Annotated in this window: 17 protein-coding genes and 1 pseudogene; 17 read left to right on the forward strand and 1 reads right to left on the reverse strand. The window is 37.9% G+C overall.

Annotation, left to right across the window (positions count from 1 at the left end; all coding sequences use genetic code 11):
- Window position 1: 1 nt before the first annotated feature.
- The 10 genes and pseudogenes from AC27IF_RS09080 to AC27IF_RS09125 all read left to right on the forward strand — a co-directional run bounded on the left by AC27IF_RS09080 (window position 2) and on the right by AC27IF_RS09125 (window position 7,788).
- Window positions 2-940 carry an AAA family ATPase gene (locus AC27IF_RS09080; RefSeq protein ID WP_487053817.1) on the forward strand — a complete coding sequence of 313 codons (939 nt, stop codon included), beginning with the start codon at window positions 2-4 and terminating at the stop codon, window positions 938-940.
- Window positions 933-1,658 (forward strand): DUF6602 domain-containing protein, encoded by a 726-nt coding sequence (locus AC27IF_RS09085; RefSeq protein WP_487053819.1) that lies wholly within the window; start codon window positions 933-935, stop codon window positions 1,656-1,658. The genes AC27IF_RS09080 and AC27IF_RS09085 overlap by 8 nt, the downstream gene beginning before the upstream one ends.
- Before the next feature lie 26 nt (window positions 1,659-1,684).
- Entirely contained in the window at window positions 1,685-2,341 is a 657-nt protein-coding gene (locus tag AC27IF_RS09090; RefSeq protein ID WP_487053820.1) for a hypothetical protein, read from the forward strand.
- A 214-nt stretch (window positions 2,342-2,555) separates the two neighbouring features.
- On the forward strand, window positions 2,556-2,918 hold the full coding sequence (locus tag AC27IF_RS09095; protein WP_487053822.1) for a hypothetical protein: 363 nt from the start codon (window positions 2,556-2,558) through the stop codon (window positions 2,916-2,918).
- Window positions 2,919-3,147: 229 nt separating this feature from the next.
- Entirely contained in the window at window positions 3,148-3,801 is a 654-nt protein-coding gene (locus AC27IF_RS09100) for a hypothetical protein (RefSeq protein ID WP_487053823.1), read from the forward strand.
- 194 nt (window positions 3,802-3,995) lie between these two features.
- Complete coding sequence (locus AC27IF_RS09105; protein ID WP_487053825.1) at window positions 3,996-4,796, forward strand: ion transporter; 801 nt, start codon at window positions 3,996-3,998, stop codon at window positions 4,794-4,796.
- Between the two features lie 349 nt (window positions 4,797-5,145).
- Window positions 5,146-5,403 (forward strand): annotated as a pseudogene (locus tag AC27IF_RS09110) (ion transporter); the annotation flags it as partial.
- A 197-nt stretch (window positions 5,404-5,600) separates the two neighbouring features.
- On the forward strand, window positions 5,601-5,897 hold the full coding sequence (locus AC27IF_RS09115) for a hypothetical protein (RefSeq protein ID WP_487053827.1): 297 nt from the start codon (window positions 5,601-5,603) through the stop codon (window positions 5,895-5,897).
- 18 nt (window positions 5,898-5,915) lie between these two features.
- On the forward strand, window positions 5,916-7,541 hold the full coding sequence (locus tag AC27IF_RS09120) for a PepSY-associated TM helix domain-containing protein (RefSeq protein ID WP_487053828.1): 1,626 nt from the start codon (window positions 5,916-5,918) through the stop codon (window positions 7,539-7,541).
- Window position 7,542: 1 nt separating this feature from the next.
- A complete protein-coding gene (locus AC27IF_RS09125) occupies window positions 7,543-7,788 on the forward strand; it encodes a hypothetical protein (protein WP_487053830.1) in 246 nt (81 codons plus the stop codon).
- 5 nt (window positions 7,789-7,793) lie between these two features.
- Here the strand turns inward: AC27IF_RS09125 and AC27IF_RS09130 are convergent, their stop codons facing one another.
- Window positions 7,794-8,246 (reverse strand): YaiI/YqxD family protein, encoded by a 453-nt coding sequence (locus AC27IF_RS09130; RefSeq protein ID WP_487053831.1) that lies wholly within the window; start codon window positions 8,244-8,246, stop codon window positions 7,794-7,796.
- Between the two features lie 91 nt (window positions 8,247-8,337).
- On the opposite strand from AC27IF_RS09130, the gene AC27IF_RS09135 reads away from it, so the two are divergent.
- The 7 genes from AC27IF_RS09135 to nuoG all read left to right on the forward strand — a co-directional run bounded on the left by AC27IF_RS09135 (window position 8,338) and on the right by nuoG (window position 16,921).
- The gene (locus AC27IF_RS09135) at window positions 8,338-8,703 is read left to right on the forward strand and encodes an MGMT family protein (protein ID WP_487053832.1); all 366 of its coding nucleotides are present in this window, start codon (window positions 8,338-8,340) and stop codon (window positions 8,701-8,703) included.
- A gap of 287 nt (window positions 8,704-8,990) precedes the next feature.
- A complete protein-coding gene (locus tag AC27IF_RS09140; protein WP_487053833.1) occupies window positions 8,991-9,419 on the forward strand; it encodes an NADH-quinone oxidoreductase subunit A in 429 nt (142 codons plus the stop codon).
- On the forward strand, window positions 9,419-10,057 hold the full coding sequence (locus tag AC27IF_RS09145; protein WP_487053834.1) for a NuoB/complex I 20 kDa subunit family protein: 639 nt from the start codon (window positions 9,419-9,421) through the stop codon (window positions 10,055-10,057). The genes AC27IF_RS09140 and AC27IF_RS09145 overlap by 1 nt, the downstream gene beginning before the upstream one ends.
- 26 nt (window positions 10,058-10,083) lie before the next feature.
- Window positions 10,084-11,883: an NADH-quinone oxidoreductase subunit C/D gene (nuoC, locus tag AC27IF_RS09150; protein WP_487053835.1), complete on the forward strand. Its 1,800-nt coding sequence runs from the start codon at window positions 10,084-10,086 to the stop codon at window positions 11,881-11,883.
- Between the two features lie 47 nt (window positions 11,884-11,930).
- Complete coding sequence (gene nuoE, locus AC27IF_RS09155; protein WP_487053836.1) at window positions 11,931-12,503, forward strand: NADH-quinone oxidoreductase subunit NuoE; 573 nt, start codon at window positions 11,931-11,933, stop codon at window positions 12,501-12,503.
- Complete coding sequence (gene nuoF, locus AC27IF_RS09160) at window positions 12,496-13,869, forward strand: NADH-quinone oxidoreductase subunit NuoF (protein ID WP_487053838.1); 1,374 nt, start codon at window positions 12,496-12,498, stop codon at window positions 13,867-13,869. Before nuoE ends, nuoF begins: the two co-directional genes overlap by 8 nt.
- Complete coding sequence (gene nuoG, locus AC27IF_RS09165; protein ID WP_487053840.1) at window positions 13,862-16,921, forward strand: NADH-quinone oxidoreductase subunit NuoG; 3,060 nt, start codon at window positions 13,862-13,864, stop codon at window positions 16,919-16,921. The genes nuoF and nuoG overlap by 8 nt, the downstream gene beginning before the upstream one ends.
- Window positions 16,922-16,924: the final 3 nt, after the last annotated feature.

A 16,924-nucleotide genomic window follows, 5' to 3' on the forward strand; every position in this document is an offset into this window, starting at 1 on the left:
TATGACAACATTAGAAGCTAAAAGCTTATTTGAAAATAGTAGAGAGTTTCCTGACTTTGAAGCTCAAATGAAATTAGAACGATTGATAGGGCTTGACGAGTATAAGTTAAGGTTAACTAAAATGTTGTCTATATTGGTAAAGCCAGCCTCTATGGAAAGCTGGATTAAAAAGTTTCACGGAGACCATTTTGAAGCTTTAGAGTCCATTATCAACAGGCCTCCTTTGATTGTTTTAGCTGGTGATGTAGGTTCAGGTAAAACAGCATTAGCTGAAAGTATTGGAGATAAGGTAGCACGCTTAAACGATATTGATATTACATTATTACCGTTAAGCTTATCTTCAAGAGGACAAGGTCGCGTTGGAGAAATGACTCAATTGGTAACATCTGCATTTCAACAAACAAAAGACTTAGCTAAAAAATTTAAAAGTGAAACAGGTAAAGCTAGAGGTGCTGTTATTCTTTTAATTGATGAGGCTGATGCACTAGCTCAGTCTAGAGAGTCTGAGCAAATGCATCATGAAGATCGTGCAGGTGTAAATGCTTTTATTCGTGGAATTGATTCTCTTGCTAGCGAAGGCTTACCTGCGGCAGTGATTATGTGTACCAATCGACTTGATTCGTTAGATCCTGCTGTCAAAAGAAGAGCGGCAGAAATTTTACCATTTAAAAGGCCGACAGCTGAACAACGTAAAGCTGTTATTGAGCAAACGTTAGCTCCGTTTAATTTAAGCGATGCAACCTTAAATAAAATAGCCAGCCTAACAGGCAGCTCAAATGAACGAGACTTTGGTTTTTCCTTTTCAGATATTACTCAGCGACTTGTACCATCAATAATATTAGATGCTTTTCCTAATAAAGCTGTTACAGATGAAAGAGCTATTGAGGTTGCGATGTCGATAGTACCAACTCCTCCATTTGGGAGCTTGAATAATGAGTGACAATAAATGGCTGAAAGGTGTTTTTGAGGATGTTCAGACTGATTTACACCATGATTTAAAAAGAGCATCAAGAGGGGTTGAACACCCCGGTACTAAAGGCGATATACATGAAGATAGCTGGATTGATATCCTGAGAAATTATTTGCCCAAACGTTATGGTGTTGATAAAGGTATAGTGATTGATAGCCATGGGAATAAGAGTGATCAAATTGATATCGTTATTTTTGATCCACAGTACACACCAATGTTATTGATACAACAAGGCCACAAGTATATTCCAGCTGAAGCTGTTTATGCTGCCTTCGAATGTAAACCTACATTAAGTAAGGCTTATCTTGAATATGCTGGGAGTAAGGCAAAGTCAGTACGTGTGCTATCTAGAACAAGTGTTCCAGTAACAACAGTCTCAGGAGTCAAAGATGCTAAAGAGCCTTTTAATATAGTCTGCGGTATTCTAGCTGCTAATTGTGAATGGTCTGCTGGAGTATCAAGTAAATCTTTTGATGGGAATTTACCGATAGAAAAAGACTCAATATTAGATATTGGCTGTTCATTGGCCGGAGGGGCATATGTTCTTGATGCACAAACGATCAGGAAACATCAATCAGAGAATAACCTAATGTTTTTTCTATTTAGTTTATTAGGCAAACTTCAATCATTGGGCACTGTTGCTGCGATAGATTGGAATGCGTACGCAAATATTTTAAATGCTGAATAGAAAATAAAACCTTTGGGGGTCTAAAGTTGAAAGTAAATGAAATTGTTGAAGAGCTGATTGAAGAAGTTACAGCTTCTAATATAATTGCTAATTTGTATGACAATAAGCTTCAAAAGTGGTCACTTGTTATAATCGGGGTTTGTATCTTTATTGGTTTTGTTACTTTCTTTATTGACTCTAAAAGTATTGTGATCGGCGTTGTAATGATAATCTCACTTTTAATGGTCATAATTTTTGCAGTAAATAATACATTTCTTCAAATGAAGTATATGTTGGCTCCAGCTAAAGAGTATCTTAGTGAGTTGAGCTCCCGGATAAACCAAGAATCAATGCTTGTTCAAAGGTTAACTTCGTATGATTCATGGAGTTTGTGCAAAGCTAAACAGAGGCTCATTTTCGAGGCTGATAAACTTGAACACAGAATTGGTGCTCTTGTAGGAGCATTAAATAAACTAGGTCTGTTTCCTGCGTTAATCGCACTATATATCGCTATTGCAAAAGTATTTGGATCAACCAGTTTTACGGACATCCCATACTTATTGTTAGCATTTGTAGCAGGACTTTATTTAGCTGCTTTTTCAGCCGTTAATATAATTGGGCGATTAAGAGAGTATGCTTTCATTATTGAAATTGCAGAAGACTTAAGAAATCAAGTTGAAGATGTTGCTAAAGAGCATAAATAAGGTTAACTCTTTCAGGTGACTAATATTTACTGAAATTTTTAAGAGTTGATAGGCAATATTAATTATGCACATAAAAGTATAAACTTACAGTTAATTAGGCTGTAATGGCAGCCTGTGACCACAAAAACAAAGCGAAAGCCCATTTATAAAATTTAAAAAGACTTCTTAAGTAACGAATATGCTGTGGATGCTTCGGTACTTTTGGAGACTTTTAGTGCCCGAAGAAAAATCACAATATGAGAAAATACTTAAACGACAAGCTCGCCGTTTAGCTAATTTCACTGAATGCAAATTGAATCAGGCGCAAAGGACTATCGCGATAGATTTTTATGGGTACAAATCTTTAAAGGACTTAAAACTAAGTCTGGAGAATGGACTGGCAACCACGGACACAACTAAACTTCTTGAGTTTGATAAAAGCGCTGAATGCTTGATAAGTCTTCAACGCAGCTGGGAAAGAATTAATACCGCGTTTGATGAAGTGGATTACCTTACAAGCTTCGATCGCATAGATGTTATTGCCTGTATTCTTAATGTGCAGCCAGAAGAGTTTAAAAACCTAATTAACCCTGAGTAACTTTTTTGCGATTAGTATTCGATTAAAAATTACTATATCTATTTACAAGTAAAATGTCGTGATGAATAAATAAATGTATATTTTTATCTAGTTAATTGTTTAATATAGCGCAGAGGCTTACGGGAAGCCTGCGCCTACTTTTTATTACGGCGAAGTCGATGCACCCGAACAATTTGTAATATTAAAAGTGAATAAGCGTTTAGTAGGCCTTATTTATTTAAGGATTATTATGAATTGCTCTGTCTGTAATTTCACTAATGCGTCCAACATCATCAAAGACAAGTTCAAATATGTCTTTGAATGTGTGGACTTATATTTCTTACAAGATCTCCAAGAAACGGAAAGTGATCAACGTTTATATTCAAATTTTTATGATCTCGTGTGTTGCTTGAATATGTTTAACTTTTCTTATCGAAACGAATCGATTAAAGATATATCTGCTGATACAGGGGTTTGTTGCTCTTGCGTTATCGATGCGGTTGCTTCTTTGGAGGACTCTCCTGAGCAATGCAGACGTAAGATCATGTCTTATCATAAGTTCGAAACTGTTCCTATTCATCATTTTCCTTTGTCGTATTTAAAAATTAAAAGTAACTTGGATAATCTAAGAGTCAATGCGTTATTAGAAGCTTATGATTTTAACTGTTGCATTACCATGGAAGAGCTAATATCGGATACTGATATTAGTATTGAGCAATTTCATTTTTTGATGGGGAAGTATTTTAAAATTGATATGGAATTACTATACGAGTTACCTGAAGATGATTTCTTTTATGTATTGATTAATAAAATGCAGAATTCTGATTTAGGAAGTGACTATAGAGAAAAACGAGCATTGTTTTATCATTATGATGTTTGTCAGTCAGCAGGGGCTATTTGGTAATAGTTAGTAGAGAGGTCTTAAAAATAAAATATTATTTAGTGTAATGAGTTCGAGCTCAACAACCAATGATGTAGGTTTAAAGTTAAGCAAGGTAGGTATTGTCACATTTTCGATATATCATACCTAAAAATGACACTTAACTAGGGTATAATCCTGTGAATTGTAAATAGCATCTCATACCTTATTGGCGAAACATGTACGAAAATATCAAACTAAGACTTAATAATTTAAAAGACAACAAGGCTTTTGAGCTAACTGTTGTTGCTGTAATTATTATCTCCGCTTTAGAAATTGGCGCAAAAACATTCACTCTTCCGGATAGTGCTATTTCTGTAACTCATATTCTGGATATATTCATTACTTTATTTTTCTTATTTGAAATTACAGTTCGGTTCATTGCTGACGATGATAAGAAAAACTTCTTTAAAAAAGGATGGAATATCTTTGACACATTAGTTGTTGCAATCAGTTTAATACCTATTAATGATAGTGAGATGGCTCTTCTAGCACGGCTAGTTAGGGTTTTCCGAGTTCTGAGGATGGTATCTGTAGTACCTGAATTACGGGTTCTAATTAACTCACTATTAAAAGCATTACCTCAGCTTGGATACGTGATTCTTTTAATGTTCATTATTTTTTATATATATGCGGCTATCGGCAGCTTTATCTTCAACGAGATTAACCCGAAGCTATGGGGTGACATAGCTATATCGATGCTAACTTTATTTAGAATTATGACATTTGAAGATTGGACAGATATCCAATATGAAACGATGGAAGTTTATCCTATGTCCTGGATATTCTACTTGACCTTCATTTTCTTCACCGCATTTGCTTTTTTGAACATGGTTATTGGTATTGTTGTTAATGTTATGGAAGATGAGCATGCTAAAATGCGTCAAGAAACAGAAGAAGCTAATAACACACCGACAATTGAAGACTTACACAGAGAAATTCAAGAATTAAAACAGTTATTGAAAGATAAGATCCGTTAAGGTTCAATGCCTATTAAACGAAAGTGCCATCTTGATAAACGAATATAGTGTGGCCTTTCGCTATTAAGGAATAAATCTAGTATTGTGAGGCTCTTAAAATAAGTATTTATATTAGGCTCGTTACGCTATAAGGTCAGTATACCTAGTCAGCTGTCAACAAAAGTGTTTAAATATGCACTTTAATTATTAGCTGTTTGACTGTTTTTACAATCTAATTCTGGCCTGTCAACGTTGACAGTGTTAAACAGAGGTAGCAATTTGTATTTCAACTTTATAAGCTCTTTATTGATAGGCTTTCACTCACTCACTCACTGAAAGTCAACAAAGAATATGTTCTTATAACGTATCTGTTATGTATGAAACTATGACGGTCTTTCCGTTAAGTTGGATCTACTATTTGAGCTTTATCTTTTTAACAGCCTTTATCTTTTTAAACATGATGGTGGGTACTGTATTAGAAGTGATGGCACAAGAGCATGAAACACAACGTGCAGAGCTACATGGCGAAACCGGCGATGGCGGAGAACCAGCCAGTCGAGCACAAATTGAAAAGCTAGAGCAGGAATTAGCAGAAATAAAGGCGCTATTATTAAAAAAAGCTGACTAGGCAATTTAATTGTTTAGCGCAGCAGCTAGAGATATAAGTAGGGTAACTTGTATTTCTAGCTAACGCTTAAAATACCCCATCATCAAATTTGTTATACCTCACCGTGTTATATTTGTTTTTGATAATAATTATCGTTTGTATTCGCATTGTGTTTTGATATAATTGTTGCTTATAACTTCAATTGATTAATTAACTTTATGATTACTATAAAGAAAGACTCTGATAAAAGTACATTTACTTATTTCAAAACACGTACTTTTTCAGCCATAGCACTAACCCTTATCACTTCTGTGGTAATGATCCCTGGTTTATCAACCTATTTACCTTTTCATCAAAATGACGCTATCGGTCTACCCACTTTATTGTTTCCATTTATTTGGACTGGCTTATTTATTTATAGCTATATGGCTAGCTCGGTAAAACAAGTTTATTTTGTGATGACCACATTGATTGTGGTGCATGTTGCTTGTTCTTATTTCGCGATAGTTGGTTAATTATTAATTGAGAGCATTATGAAAAGTTTAACAATAAAGAAATTATATAAACTGCATTCTTGGGTAGGTATTATCACTGGGATATTGCTATTTATTATCGCTTTTACCGGCGCTGTTGCGGTATTTGCTAGGCCTGAAATAAAAATTTGGGCCACAGAAGAATTAAGAGCACCTGTTAATATATCTGCTCAGCAATATGGTGAAACGATTGCTAAATACGCTGACAAAGTAGGCCCAGAGTACCTTGAAGAGGTGCATGTTCGCATTCCAGGTGTACGCTCTTCAAAGTATTTAAGAGTTATCTATGAAGGGCACTTTACTGACGATTCAGACAAAGAAGAGCATAAAGGCATTGTCTATGCCATGGACCCCAATACGCTAGAAGTCAAACTACAATCTGACATGGAAACTTTTTTTAATTCTGGCAAGTATGATATTGCTTCATTTTTGGCTAAATTCCATGCCGACCTTCATTTAGGCAGACCTGTAGGCTTAATTCTTACTGGTTTATTAGGATTGACCTTAATGGTTTCAATCATTACGGGTATCTTTATTCATCGAAAAATACTAGCGCAACTTTTTACTTTTAGAATAAGGAAGAGTTTTTCACTGGCATTGAATGATGGTCATAAAGTGATGAGTATTTGGGGGGTATTGTTCCATTCTATGATAGCTTTTACTGGTGCTTTCCTTGGGCTTGCCACTGTTGTTTTAGTGCCTGCTGCAGCTTATGTGAGCTTTAATGGCGATCAAGAAAAGTTAATTGAAACCTTTACCGCAATAAAACCACCTATTATGGCGCATGTAGAACAACCGACCAAGCTAGAAGAAATTTTAGAAAAAAGCTTTAGCAGCCGCCCCGATTTGACCTTTAGCGACATTACTATTATGGGTTATAACGACCAAAATTCCTTAGTGTATGTTCAGGGCGCAGGATCAGACCAGCTTGGTGGGGAGACCTTAGTGTATAAGGGAGCTACTGCTGAGTATATTCGAACTCAAGCAAACTTTGGCCGACTTGAAGGGGTAACAGGTAAAATATTAGATGCAATGTTTCCGCTTCACTTTGGTAATTTTGCTGGCGTATTTATCAAAACTATTTGGGCTGTTTTAGGACTTGCCACTGCTCTGTTGCCTATTACGGGTTTAATGTTATGGATTGAGCGAGGACTTAACGCTAAAAACCCAGCCCATAGCAAGAACACTTATACCAATGTAAATAAAATTTTGCTTGGCTCTTGTGGTGGTATTGTTCTGGCAACTGCATTGTTATTCCCAACTCAATTGCTGCTCAATAAATTTGTCGCTGACATGCATCATACCAGTATTATATTTAATGTCTTTTTTATCAGCTGGTTAGCTGCATGTTTAACACCTTTTATCTTAAGTATAAAACAAGCGACAAAATGGTTAACGTTAACCATTGCATGTTTATTGTTAGTAACTATGCCTATGAATATAGTGCTAACAGGTAGCCACCTATTTAATGTCTTCTCTACTCAACACTTTGTTTCAGTAGGTGTTGATTTGGTTGTCTTTACCTTAGGAGCATTAATTATAATGATTTATTATAAAACCTCTGCAAGTTTGGTATCCAAACCAGTCGAAAAAACTGAGCAAATATTTGTTAGAGAAGGGGCATAAAATGATTATATTGTTAGCATGTTGTTTAGGTTTTATTGCTATATTTTTGATGAAGCAAAATGGAAGCTTTACTCAACAACCGATTTATAAGGTGATGTCATTAGTTTGTCACTTAGCTTCGGTTATTGCTTTTATGAATGTATACGGTACCGCAAGAGGTATATTTATTTACTTAGGTGTAATTGCATTAATCGGTATTATTTATACTTTATCAAGCCAAAATATTCGTGAAAATAAGGCTGATTAAACTTATTACGTTTGCTTAAATCGCGTTAAAATACTATCTAGGTGATTGGCAAAAGCTTGTCGATCACTTTGACTTAAGGCAGCAGGGCCTCCTGTTTGAACGCCACTAGCACGCATGGTATCCATAAAATCTCGAATATTAAGACGAGATTTTATATTTTCTTTGGTAAAGAGCTCTCCACGCGGGCTTAATGCCAGAGCTGACTTACCGATAACTTCATCTGCTAATGGAATATCGGAAGTGATCACCAAATCGCCTTTATTTATGCGTTTAACAATTTCATCATCTGCGACATCAAACCCTGAGGTGACTTGCATAAAGCTTATGGTTTTTGAAGGCGGTGTACGAATAGGATGATTCGCGACTAAAGTTGTTTGGATTTTAGTACGCTCAGCAGCCTTAAATAGAATTTCTTTGATCACCACTGGGCAGGCGTCGGCATCGACCCAAATTTTCATATTTATCTCGGTTATGTTGCTTTCAACTAAGCTATGATAACCTAATCAAGTTGTTATTATCATAAAGCACGTTAATTTAAGCAGAATTATTTTGTCTACCACTAGCATTAATCCTCATTACCAACAAATATGGCAAACTGTACAGCTAATACCTCAAGGGAAAGTGGCAAGTTATGGTCAAATTGCTGATTTAGCAGGTCTACCTGGTAAAGCCCGTTTAGTCGGGAAGTCATTAGGAAAAGTACCCCGTTCAGGTTTTAATGGCCAAGCGGTTCCTTGGTTTAGGGTAATTAATTCTCAAGGTAAAATTTCATTTCCTCAAGGTAGTGAGTATTTTGAAAAGCAGAAACAGCATTTGCAAGACGAGCAAGTGGTGGTTATTGGTGCCAAGATTAAACTCAAAGACTTTCAATGGCAGCCAGATTTAAGTGAAATTCTCTTTGCCTTAGCGTTTTAATCCCATTATAGACTTCACTAGTAGTCAACTTCTAATCCTCCTAGCTTACACCCCTCGTCATTAAAGCGATGACATTGAAATTCAATAAAAATTTCCATTTTTAAAAATCTTTACTATGCTTATTTTGTGAGCAGTATATTTAAAATAATAAGGTAAAAATAATACATGGTAAGTTCGCGGTCTGCCATTTTTCAGTAATCGATTCATCAAAATAATCCTAATAGTTTGTGCCAAGCTATATCTCGTATGGCTTTTAAAATAATAACAACATAGGAATTGGGGGCGTTGTGGAATTAATCCGTCAAATTAATGAGATTTGGCCCATTGCGGCATATTTTATCATTTTAGTCGCTATGCTGATCGTTATGATGTTGCTGTCCTATGTGCTAGGACCCAAAACCAAATCAGCAGCTAAAAACACCCCTTATGAATCTGGTGTTGTATCAGTTGATCATAATCAAACCCGTTTTGGTAACCACTTCTTTTTATACGCTATATTTTTTGTCATTTTTGATCTAGAAACTATTTTTCTTTTCGCATGGGTCATCGCTTTTGATGAAGTAGGTTGGCTTGGTTTTATTGAGGCTAGCATCTTTATTTTTGTGTTACTGGCAGCCCTCGTTTATCTGATCAGAATTGGCGCATTAGAATTGAAACATCGTCATCAAGAACATCGTTCCCAACAACTCAATTTAGATCATAAGGGGCATTCTTAATGGAGTGGTCATTAACAAAAGCCAAGCTTGATGAAGAAATGCTGCAAGCAAAAGGAATTAGTGAAGAAGAGTTACAGCGCAGTGTTTTTATGGCAAAGCTAGATGATATGGTTAATTGGGGCAGAAAAAACTCTATTTGGCCATTTAATTTTGGCTTGAGTTGTTGTTATGTCGAGATGGCGACCAGCTTTACTTCACGTCATGATATCGCGCGCTTTGGCGCTGAAGTTATTCGGGCGACCCCCAGACAAGCTGATTTGATGGTTATTTCCGGTACTTGCTTTCGTAAAATGGCGCCGGTTATTCAGCATTTATACGAACAACTTTTAGAGCCTAGGTGGATCATATCTATGGGCTCATGTGCAAATTCCGGTGGTATGTATGACATATATTCAGTCGTTCAGGGAGTGGATAAATTTATTCCTGTCGATGTTTATGTTCCTGGTTGCCCACCTCGTCCAGAAGCTTTATTAGAAGGATTGCTGCTTTTGCAGCAGCAAATACAACATCAACCACGTCCCTTAAGCTGGGTTGTAGGTGAACAATCTGTTTCACAAATTAGTAAACCTTCATTGCGTGATATTAAGCATGAACATCGTATACAAGTCACCAACCTCGACACACCAGACAATTGTTAGGTGAGGGCAACATGATGGCGACTAATATGAAAAATAAAATGGATTTCTCTGTCAGTAAGGACTGGCAGCAGAGCAGTACCATTAGTCTATACGATGAAATTATTGCAATTGTACCTGGTGCTAAGTTATTAGCTGTGACTGCGATTGAAAACATCGTGGATGATATTCCCAGTTTTTGGCTAGATAAAAATAAACTTTGCTCTGTGATGCATGCTTTAAAGCATGAATTATCTAAGCCTTTTGATATGTGCTTTGATATCACTGCTATTGATGAAACCCAGCGTCAACACAAAGCTAATCACCTTAGCGATTTTACTGTCAGTTATCATTTAAGGTCCCACAGTAGAAATCAAGATCTACGTATTAAGGTTGCTGTAAGCAGTCAGGAGAAGTCATTAGATAGTGTCACCAGTACTTGGAAAAATGCCAATTGGTATGAGCGAGAAATTTGGGACATGTTTGGTGTTGAATTTATTGGCCATCCATACCTTTGTCGAATTTTAATGCCAAAAACTTGGCAAGGGCACCCGCTATTAAAAACACATCCTGCCCGCGCGACCGAGATGGCACCATTTACCCTGCCACCTGATGAGCAAGAGAAGGAGCAGCAAGCATTAAAATTTAGCCCAGAAGCATGGGGCATGAAAAGACAAAATAAACATAATGATTTTATGTTTTTAAATTTGGGCCCCAATCACCCTAGTGTCCATGGCGCTTTTCGTATTGTCTTGCAAATGGATGGGGAAGAAATTGTCGATTGCGTACCTGATATTGGTTACCACCATCGCGGTGCTGAAAAAATGGGGGAGCGTCAATCTTGGCATAGCTATATTCCTTATACCGACCGAATAGATTATTTGGGCGGCGTAATGAATAACTTTCCCTATGTAATGGCAGTAGAGAAACTGGCTTGTATTACCGTGCCAGATAGAGCGAAAGTGATTCGAATTATGACGGCGGAAATGTTCCGTATTCTATCGCATTTATTATTCTACGGTACCTTTGCTCAAGATATTGGCGCCTTGTCACCTATTTTTTATATGTTCATCGATCGTGAAAAATTGTTTGCCATAATCGAAGCATTTACTGGCGCTAGAATGCATCCAAGTTGGTTTCGTATTGGTGGTGTTGCTCAAGACTTACCACAAGGTTGGGAAAAGTTAGTTCGGGATTACGTAAATTACTTACCTAAGCGCTTAGATGAATATGAAAAAATGGTGATGCAAAATGCGCTACTTAAAAAGCGCACCGTTGATATTGGCGCATACACTAGCAAAGAAGCATTGGAATGGGGAGTTACAGGCCCAGGTTTGAGAGCAACTGGTTACTCTTGGGATATGCGCAAACAGCGCCCTTATAGTGGCTATGATCAGTTTGATTTTGAAGTGCCTCTTGGTCATAAAGGGGATTGTTACGATCGATGTCGCGTACGTGTTGAAGAAATGCGTCAGAGTATTCGTATCATTGAACAGTGCTTAAATAATATGCCTGAGGGACCATATAAGGCTGAGCACCCACAAACGACGCCTCCAGATAAATCCAAAACAATGCAAGATATAGATACCTTGATCCCTCATTTTGTCAATGTGACTTGGGGCCCAGTTATTCCTGCTGGTGAAGTGTCCATGTTTGTTGAAGCCACTAAAGGCATCATGGGGTATCACTTAGTTAGTGATGGTAACACCATGAGTTATAGAACACGGGTAAGAACGCCAAGTTTTGCGCATTTACAAATGCTGCCGTTAATTTCCAAAGGGCAAATGGTAGCAGACTTAATTGCGACCTTAGGCAGCATCGATTATGTCATGGCGGATGTAGATAGGTAATAGTTAGATGGGAATTTATTCGCATTAAGAACAGAAGATAGGTACTTATGCAAAATAACAACAATGACGTTAGCTTACAGCAAGTAATACCTAGCCAAATGTTAGGGGATGACGATGTAAATTTTCGTCAATACCTTAGCTCGGATGAAATTTCAGCGATAGAGCATGAAGTGACTATTATGCAGAGCAGAGAGGCAGCAGGAATAGAGGCGCTGAAAGTCGTACAGCAACGTAGAGGCTGGATAAGTGATGATAGCTTGATTGCGATAGCGCAATGCTTAAATATTTCTAGTGCTCAATTAGAAGGTGTCGCGACTTTCTATAACCTTATTTACCGGCAAGAAGTTGGTCAAAACGTGATTCATTTATGCGATAGCATTAGTTGTCATTTAACTGGCTACAACGAGATTATTAATACCATAAAAAAACACTTAGGTATTGATTATGGACAAACGACTGAAGGAGGGGAGTTTACTTTATTGTCAAATGCTTGCTTAGGAAATTGCGACAAGTCTCCTGCCATGATGATTAATCAACAGCACTATCATTCTTTAACGCCTGAGTCTGTGGTCGCAATTCTTAACGAATTAAGTCAAAACGGGGAGCTGCCTCATGAGTGACTTAAACTGGCTTGAGTCTGCGTTATTAAATGCCTTAACTAAACCATTAACACACTTGGTTAACCTTGAGGAGCCACTTGGCTTCAACGGTTATATAAAAGCCGGAGGCTATCAAGGGGCCAAGAAAGCCGTCACTGAGTTAACGCCAAAAAGTGTGCTGGCATTAGTTTCTGACTCTGGGCTGAAAGGGCGTGGCGGGGCAGGATTTCCCACAGGAATGAAATGGAGCTGTGTACCAGCGCTACAAGAAAAGCCTACACCAAGTTTTAATAGCGAGAGCAACAGTTATTTGATTTGTAATGCAGATGAAATGGAGCCGGGAACTTTCAAAGATAGACATTTACTTGAAGGAGTACCTCACCAACTCATTGAAGCAATGATTATTGCCAGTTATACCATCAGTGCTAATAAAGCCTTTATCTTTTTAAGAGGAGAATATCATTTAGCAGCTCAGCGATTACAAAAAGCGATTGATGAGGCTTATGAAAATAATTGGCTTGGCGAAAAAATACAGGGAACAAATTACCAATTGGATTTGTACTTACACACTAGTGCAGGACGTTATATTTGTGGTGAAGAAACTGCGCTGATTAATGCTCTTGAAGGTAAGCGAGCGAATCCTAGAGCGAAGCCGCCTTTTCCACAAATCAGTGGCTTATTTGGAAAACCAACCGTGGTGAATAATGTCGAAACTCTCAGTAATTTACCGCATATTTTAAAGCATGGCAGCGAATGGTTTAAAGGCTTATCACCCAATAGTGATGCCGGCACAAAAATGTATGCTGCCTGCGGGCAGGTTAAGAACCCTGGTTTATGGGAGCTTCCTATGGGAGTCACCATTCGTGAGCTATTGTATGACTATGCTGGAGGTATGCAAGATGGTTTGCAATTAAAAGGCTTATTGCCAGGTGGCGCATCAACGGATTTTTTAACCCCTGAGCACCTTGATACTCCAATGGACTTTGACTCTATCGCCAAAGCAGGAAGTCGGCTGGGTACAGGTGGTCTTATTGTGATGGGGGATAAGCATTGTCCTGTAGCGATGGTATTAAACTTATTAAGTTTTTTTGCCCAAGAGTCATGTGGTTGGTGTACGCCTTGTCGTGATGGTACGTCATGGGCGGTGGAAATTTTAACAAGAATCGAATGTGGTCAAGGTACTCAGCAAGATTTACAGCAATTAGAAGAGTTATGCGATTTTATGTGGTTAGGGAAAACGCACTGTGCCTTGGCACCAGGAGCTGTTGAGCCACTAAAAAGTGCCATGCGATATTTTAAAGATGACTTTGAGCAACACATTTCTCAAGGTTGCTGTACTTATAAAGACGTGGGTGAAGATAAGTTAAAGAGGGCTGCTAATGAGTGATAATGAAGTAAAACAAGTCACCATTTTTATTGATGATGTGCCCTTTAAAGTGTCAGTAGATAACAATTTGTTAGCGGGTGTTTTGTCAAACAACCTTAACTTACCCTATTTCTGTTGGCACCCATCATTGGGCTCAGTGGGAGCGTGTAGACAATGCGCTGTTACTCAATATCAAGATGAAAACGATACTCGTGGCCGCATGATTATGTCTTGTATGACGCCTGTAGTTGATGGCATGCGTATTGGACTATCAGATCCTGCATCAGCTAAGTTTAGGGAGCAGGTTATTGCCGCCATGATGACCAACCATCCTCATGATTGCCCAGTGTGTGCAGAAGGTGGGGAATGTCATTTACAAGATATGACAGTGATGACTGGCCATACAAGCCGAGGCTACTGCGGAGAAAAGCGAACCTTTACCAATCAATATTTAGGTGAGTTAGTTGGTCATGAAATGAATCGCTGTATAACTTGCTATCGCTGTGTTCGCTTTTATAAAGACTATGCTGGCGGGGAAGATTTCGACGTATTTGGTAGTAAAAACCAAGTGTATTTTGGTCGACAAAAAGATGGTGCTTTAGAAAGCTCGTTAGCGGGTAATTTGGTGGAGGTTTGTCCAACAGGTGTCTTTACCAATAAATTATTTTCGGCTCATTATAGTAGAAAATGGGATTTACAATCATCTCCCTCCATTTGTGCTCATTGCTCTGTAGGTTGCAACACAAGTATTGGTGAACGTTACGGCTCAGTGAGACGAGTGGTAAATAGATATAATCATGATCTTAATGGATACTTCCTTTGTGATCGAGGCCGATATGGCATTGGTTTTGTAAACGCCACTAAAAGAGTACGTTCAATTAAAGGTTTAACAACGAAGGTTGGTGAGCCGACAGTTGGCGTATTTAATGAAAAGTCGTTTACTAAGATGCTTGAGAAACACAAAGGAGAGTGCTTTATTGGCATTGGCTCTGCACGAGCTTCATTTGAGGGAAATAGATTATTAAAGTATTTAGTGGGTAGAGATAACTTTTCACTAGGCTATACCAATGCCGAAATGCAACTTGCACTAAAACATAAGCAGCTATTAGCACAATATCCACAGCAAAGTTTAGCGGGAATGGAAAATTTAAGTCGTCGTGGGCATGGAGAAACACCGCACGATCTTGTGGTTATTATTGGTGAAAGCCTTGAGGAAACCGCACCTCGTTTAGCTTTGAGTATTAAACAGGTTTTAAGAAATGCTGCTTTAGATAAAGCGGACACCATAGGCGTTAAACATTGGCAGGATGCAGCAGTACGTACCTTTGCGGGTGACACCTCAACACCATTATTTTCATTGCAGGCACAAGCAACAAGTTTTGATAAGTTAGCTAAAGGCGCTTTAGTTTTATCACCTGAAAACATTACTGAAATGGTGAATCGCCTCACGAAAATGCTTCAAGATGATTTTGATAATGAAATAGTCGTGCCCTTAAATAAAGAAGTGAAACAAGACATAACGCCTAATGAGCAAAATGGAAAAAATGAACAACAGAAGTCTAACTCGCTGGGGAAGAATACCGATGAATTTTTATTGTTATTAGCTAGAGCGTTATCACAGGCTAGTGCGCCGTTAATCGTAGCTGGTTTAAGTTTAAAGAGTGCTGAATTATTAAGTGCTATAGAAAGCTTGATGGCATGTTTAAGTCAAAAATCACATCATATCTCTCCAGAATTAACATTAGTCGCACCTGAATGTAATAGCGTTGGTAATTTACACTTTCTCACTGAGCATTCATTATCTATTGAACAAGTGATTCATCGTTTGAAAAGTGAGCACCACTCGCCGAATCAAGAACACCGTGGTAATAAAGGCATCAGCTTACTAGTTCTTGAGCAAGATTTAGTACAAATAGCGAGTCAACAAATACAAGAATTGCGTAATCACTGTAACAATATAATCGTGCTTGATCATAGTGAAAGCCAGTTAACAGCGTTGGCTGATATTGTCTTACCTGTGGCAACAGTTAGTGAAAGTGGCGGCCATTTTGTTAATTACCAAGGACGTCTGCAAGTGTTTCACCCGGTGAATATTCCTGTAAAACCCATTATGGAAAATTGGCAGTATCTGGTTTTAATAGCGAAGACCCTTTTCGCTCATGATGAAATTAACTTTAGTAGTTTACATAATCTTCATAGTTTCTTTGCTAAGCATGGTGAGCCTTGGGCTCTGCAAGTGCTTACTTGTGAAAGGAATAATGAAAGTAAGCAACGTATTGCTAGACAAACTCATCGAGCTAGTGGCCGTACTGCCATGATGGCAAACCAATCGGTACACGAGGTAAAAACTTATTTAGACAACAGTAAAAGTGATGATGATACTTTTAGTTATTCAATGGAAGGCACTGGCGCAGAAGGAACACAAGCCATGCCATTCACTTGGGCTCCCGCTTGGAACTCTAATCAATCAATTTTGCAACACCAACAAATAGTTAATGGTGAATTAAAATATAAGCAAAAAGAAAGTCTACTTAATTTAAGTGTTTCAGCATATTTTGATGAAAGTGACAATGTGTCTCTCAAGTCGAAGTTAGAACAGCTTTGGCCACTCACAAGTGCACAAGCATCAACGGATATTCAGCTCGTACTCATTCAAAACTTGCCTTGGTTTTTAATTGAAACGCAAAGTAAGGCTTTACCTGAATTTAGTTTAATGTTTGCTGGCAACAACATCGTCATCTCGGCTGAATTAGCCAGTCATTGCAGTGTTATGAGCGGTGATATTGTCAAGTTAGCTTTAGAACAAGGATGTTATTTCGCTCAAGTAAAACTCGATGAAAACTTGCCCGATAATCTATTACAAGTATGTATTTATGAATTGGATATGGCGGTGAATAATTGTGTTGTTGAATTATCACAAATCACTAAAGCTAGCCAAATCGAAATAGAAGATTTCTCTCAAAATGAAATATCGCGCAGGGAAAGAGCGAATAAAGAGAAAACGGACATTTTAACTAGGCTAAAAAGCCAAGATCAAACGATACCAATCTCCTTTTTCAATAGTGAAGGATAGCTA

This window comes from Colwellia sp. KS18-150, assembly GCF_057551365.1.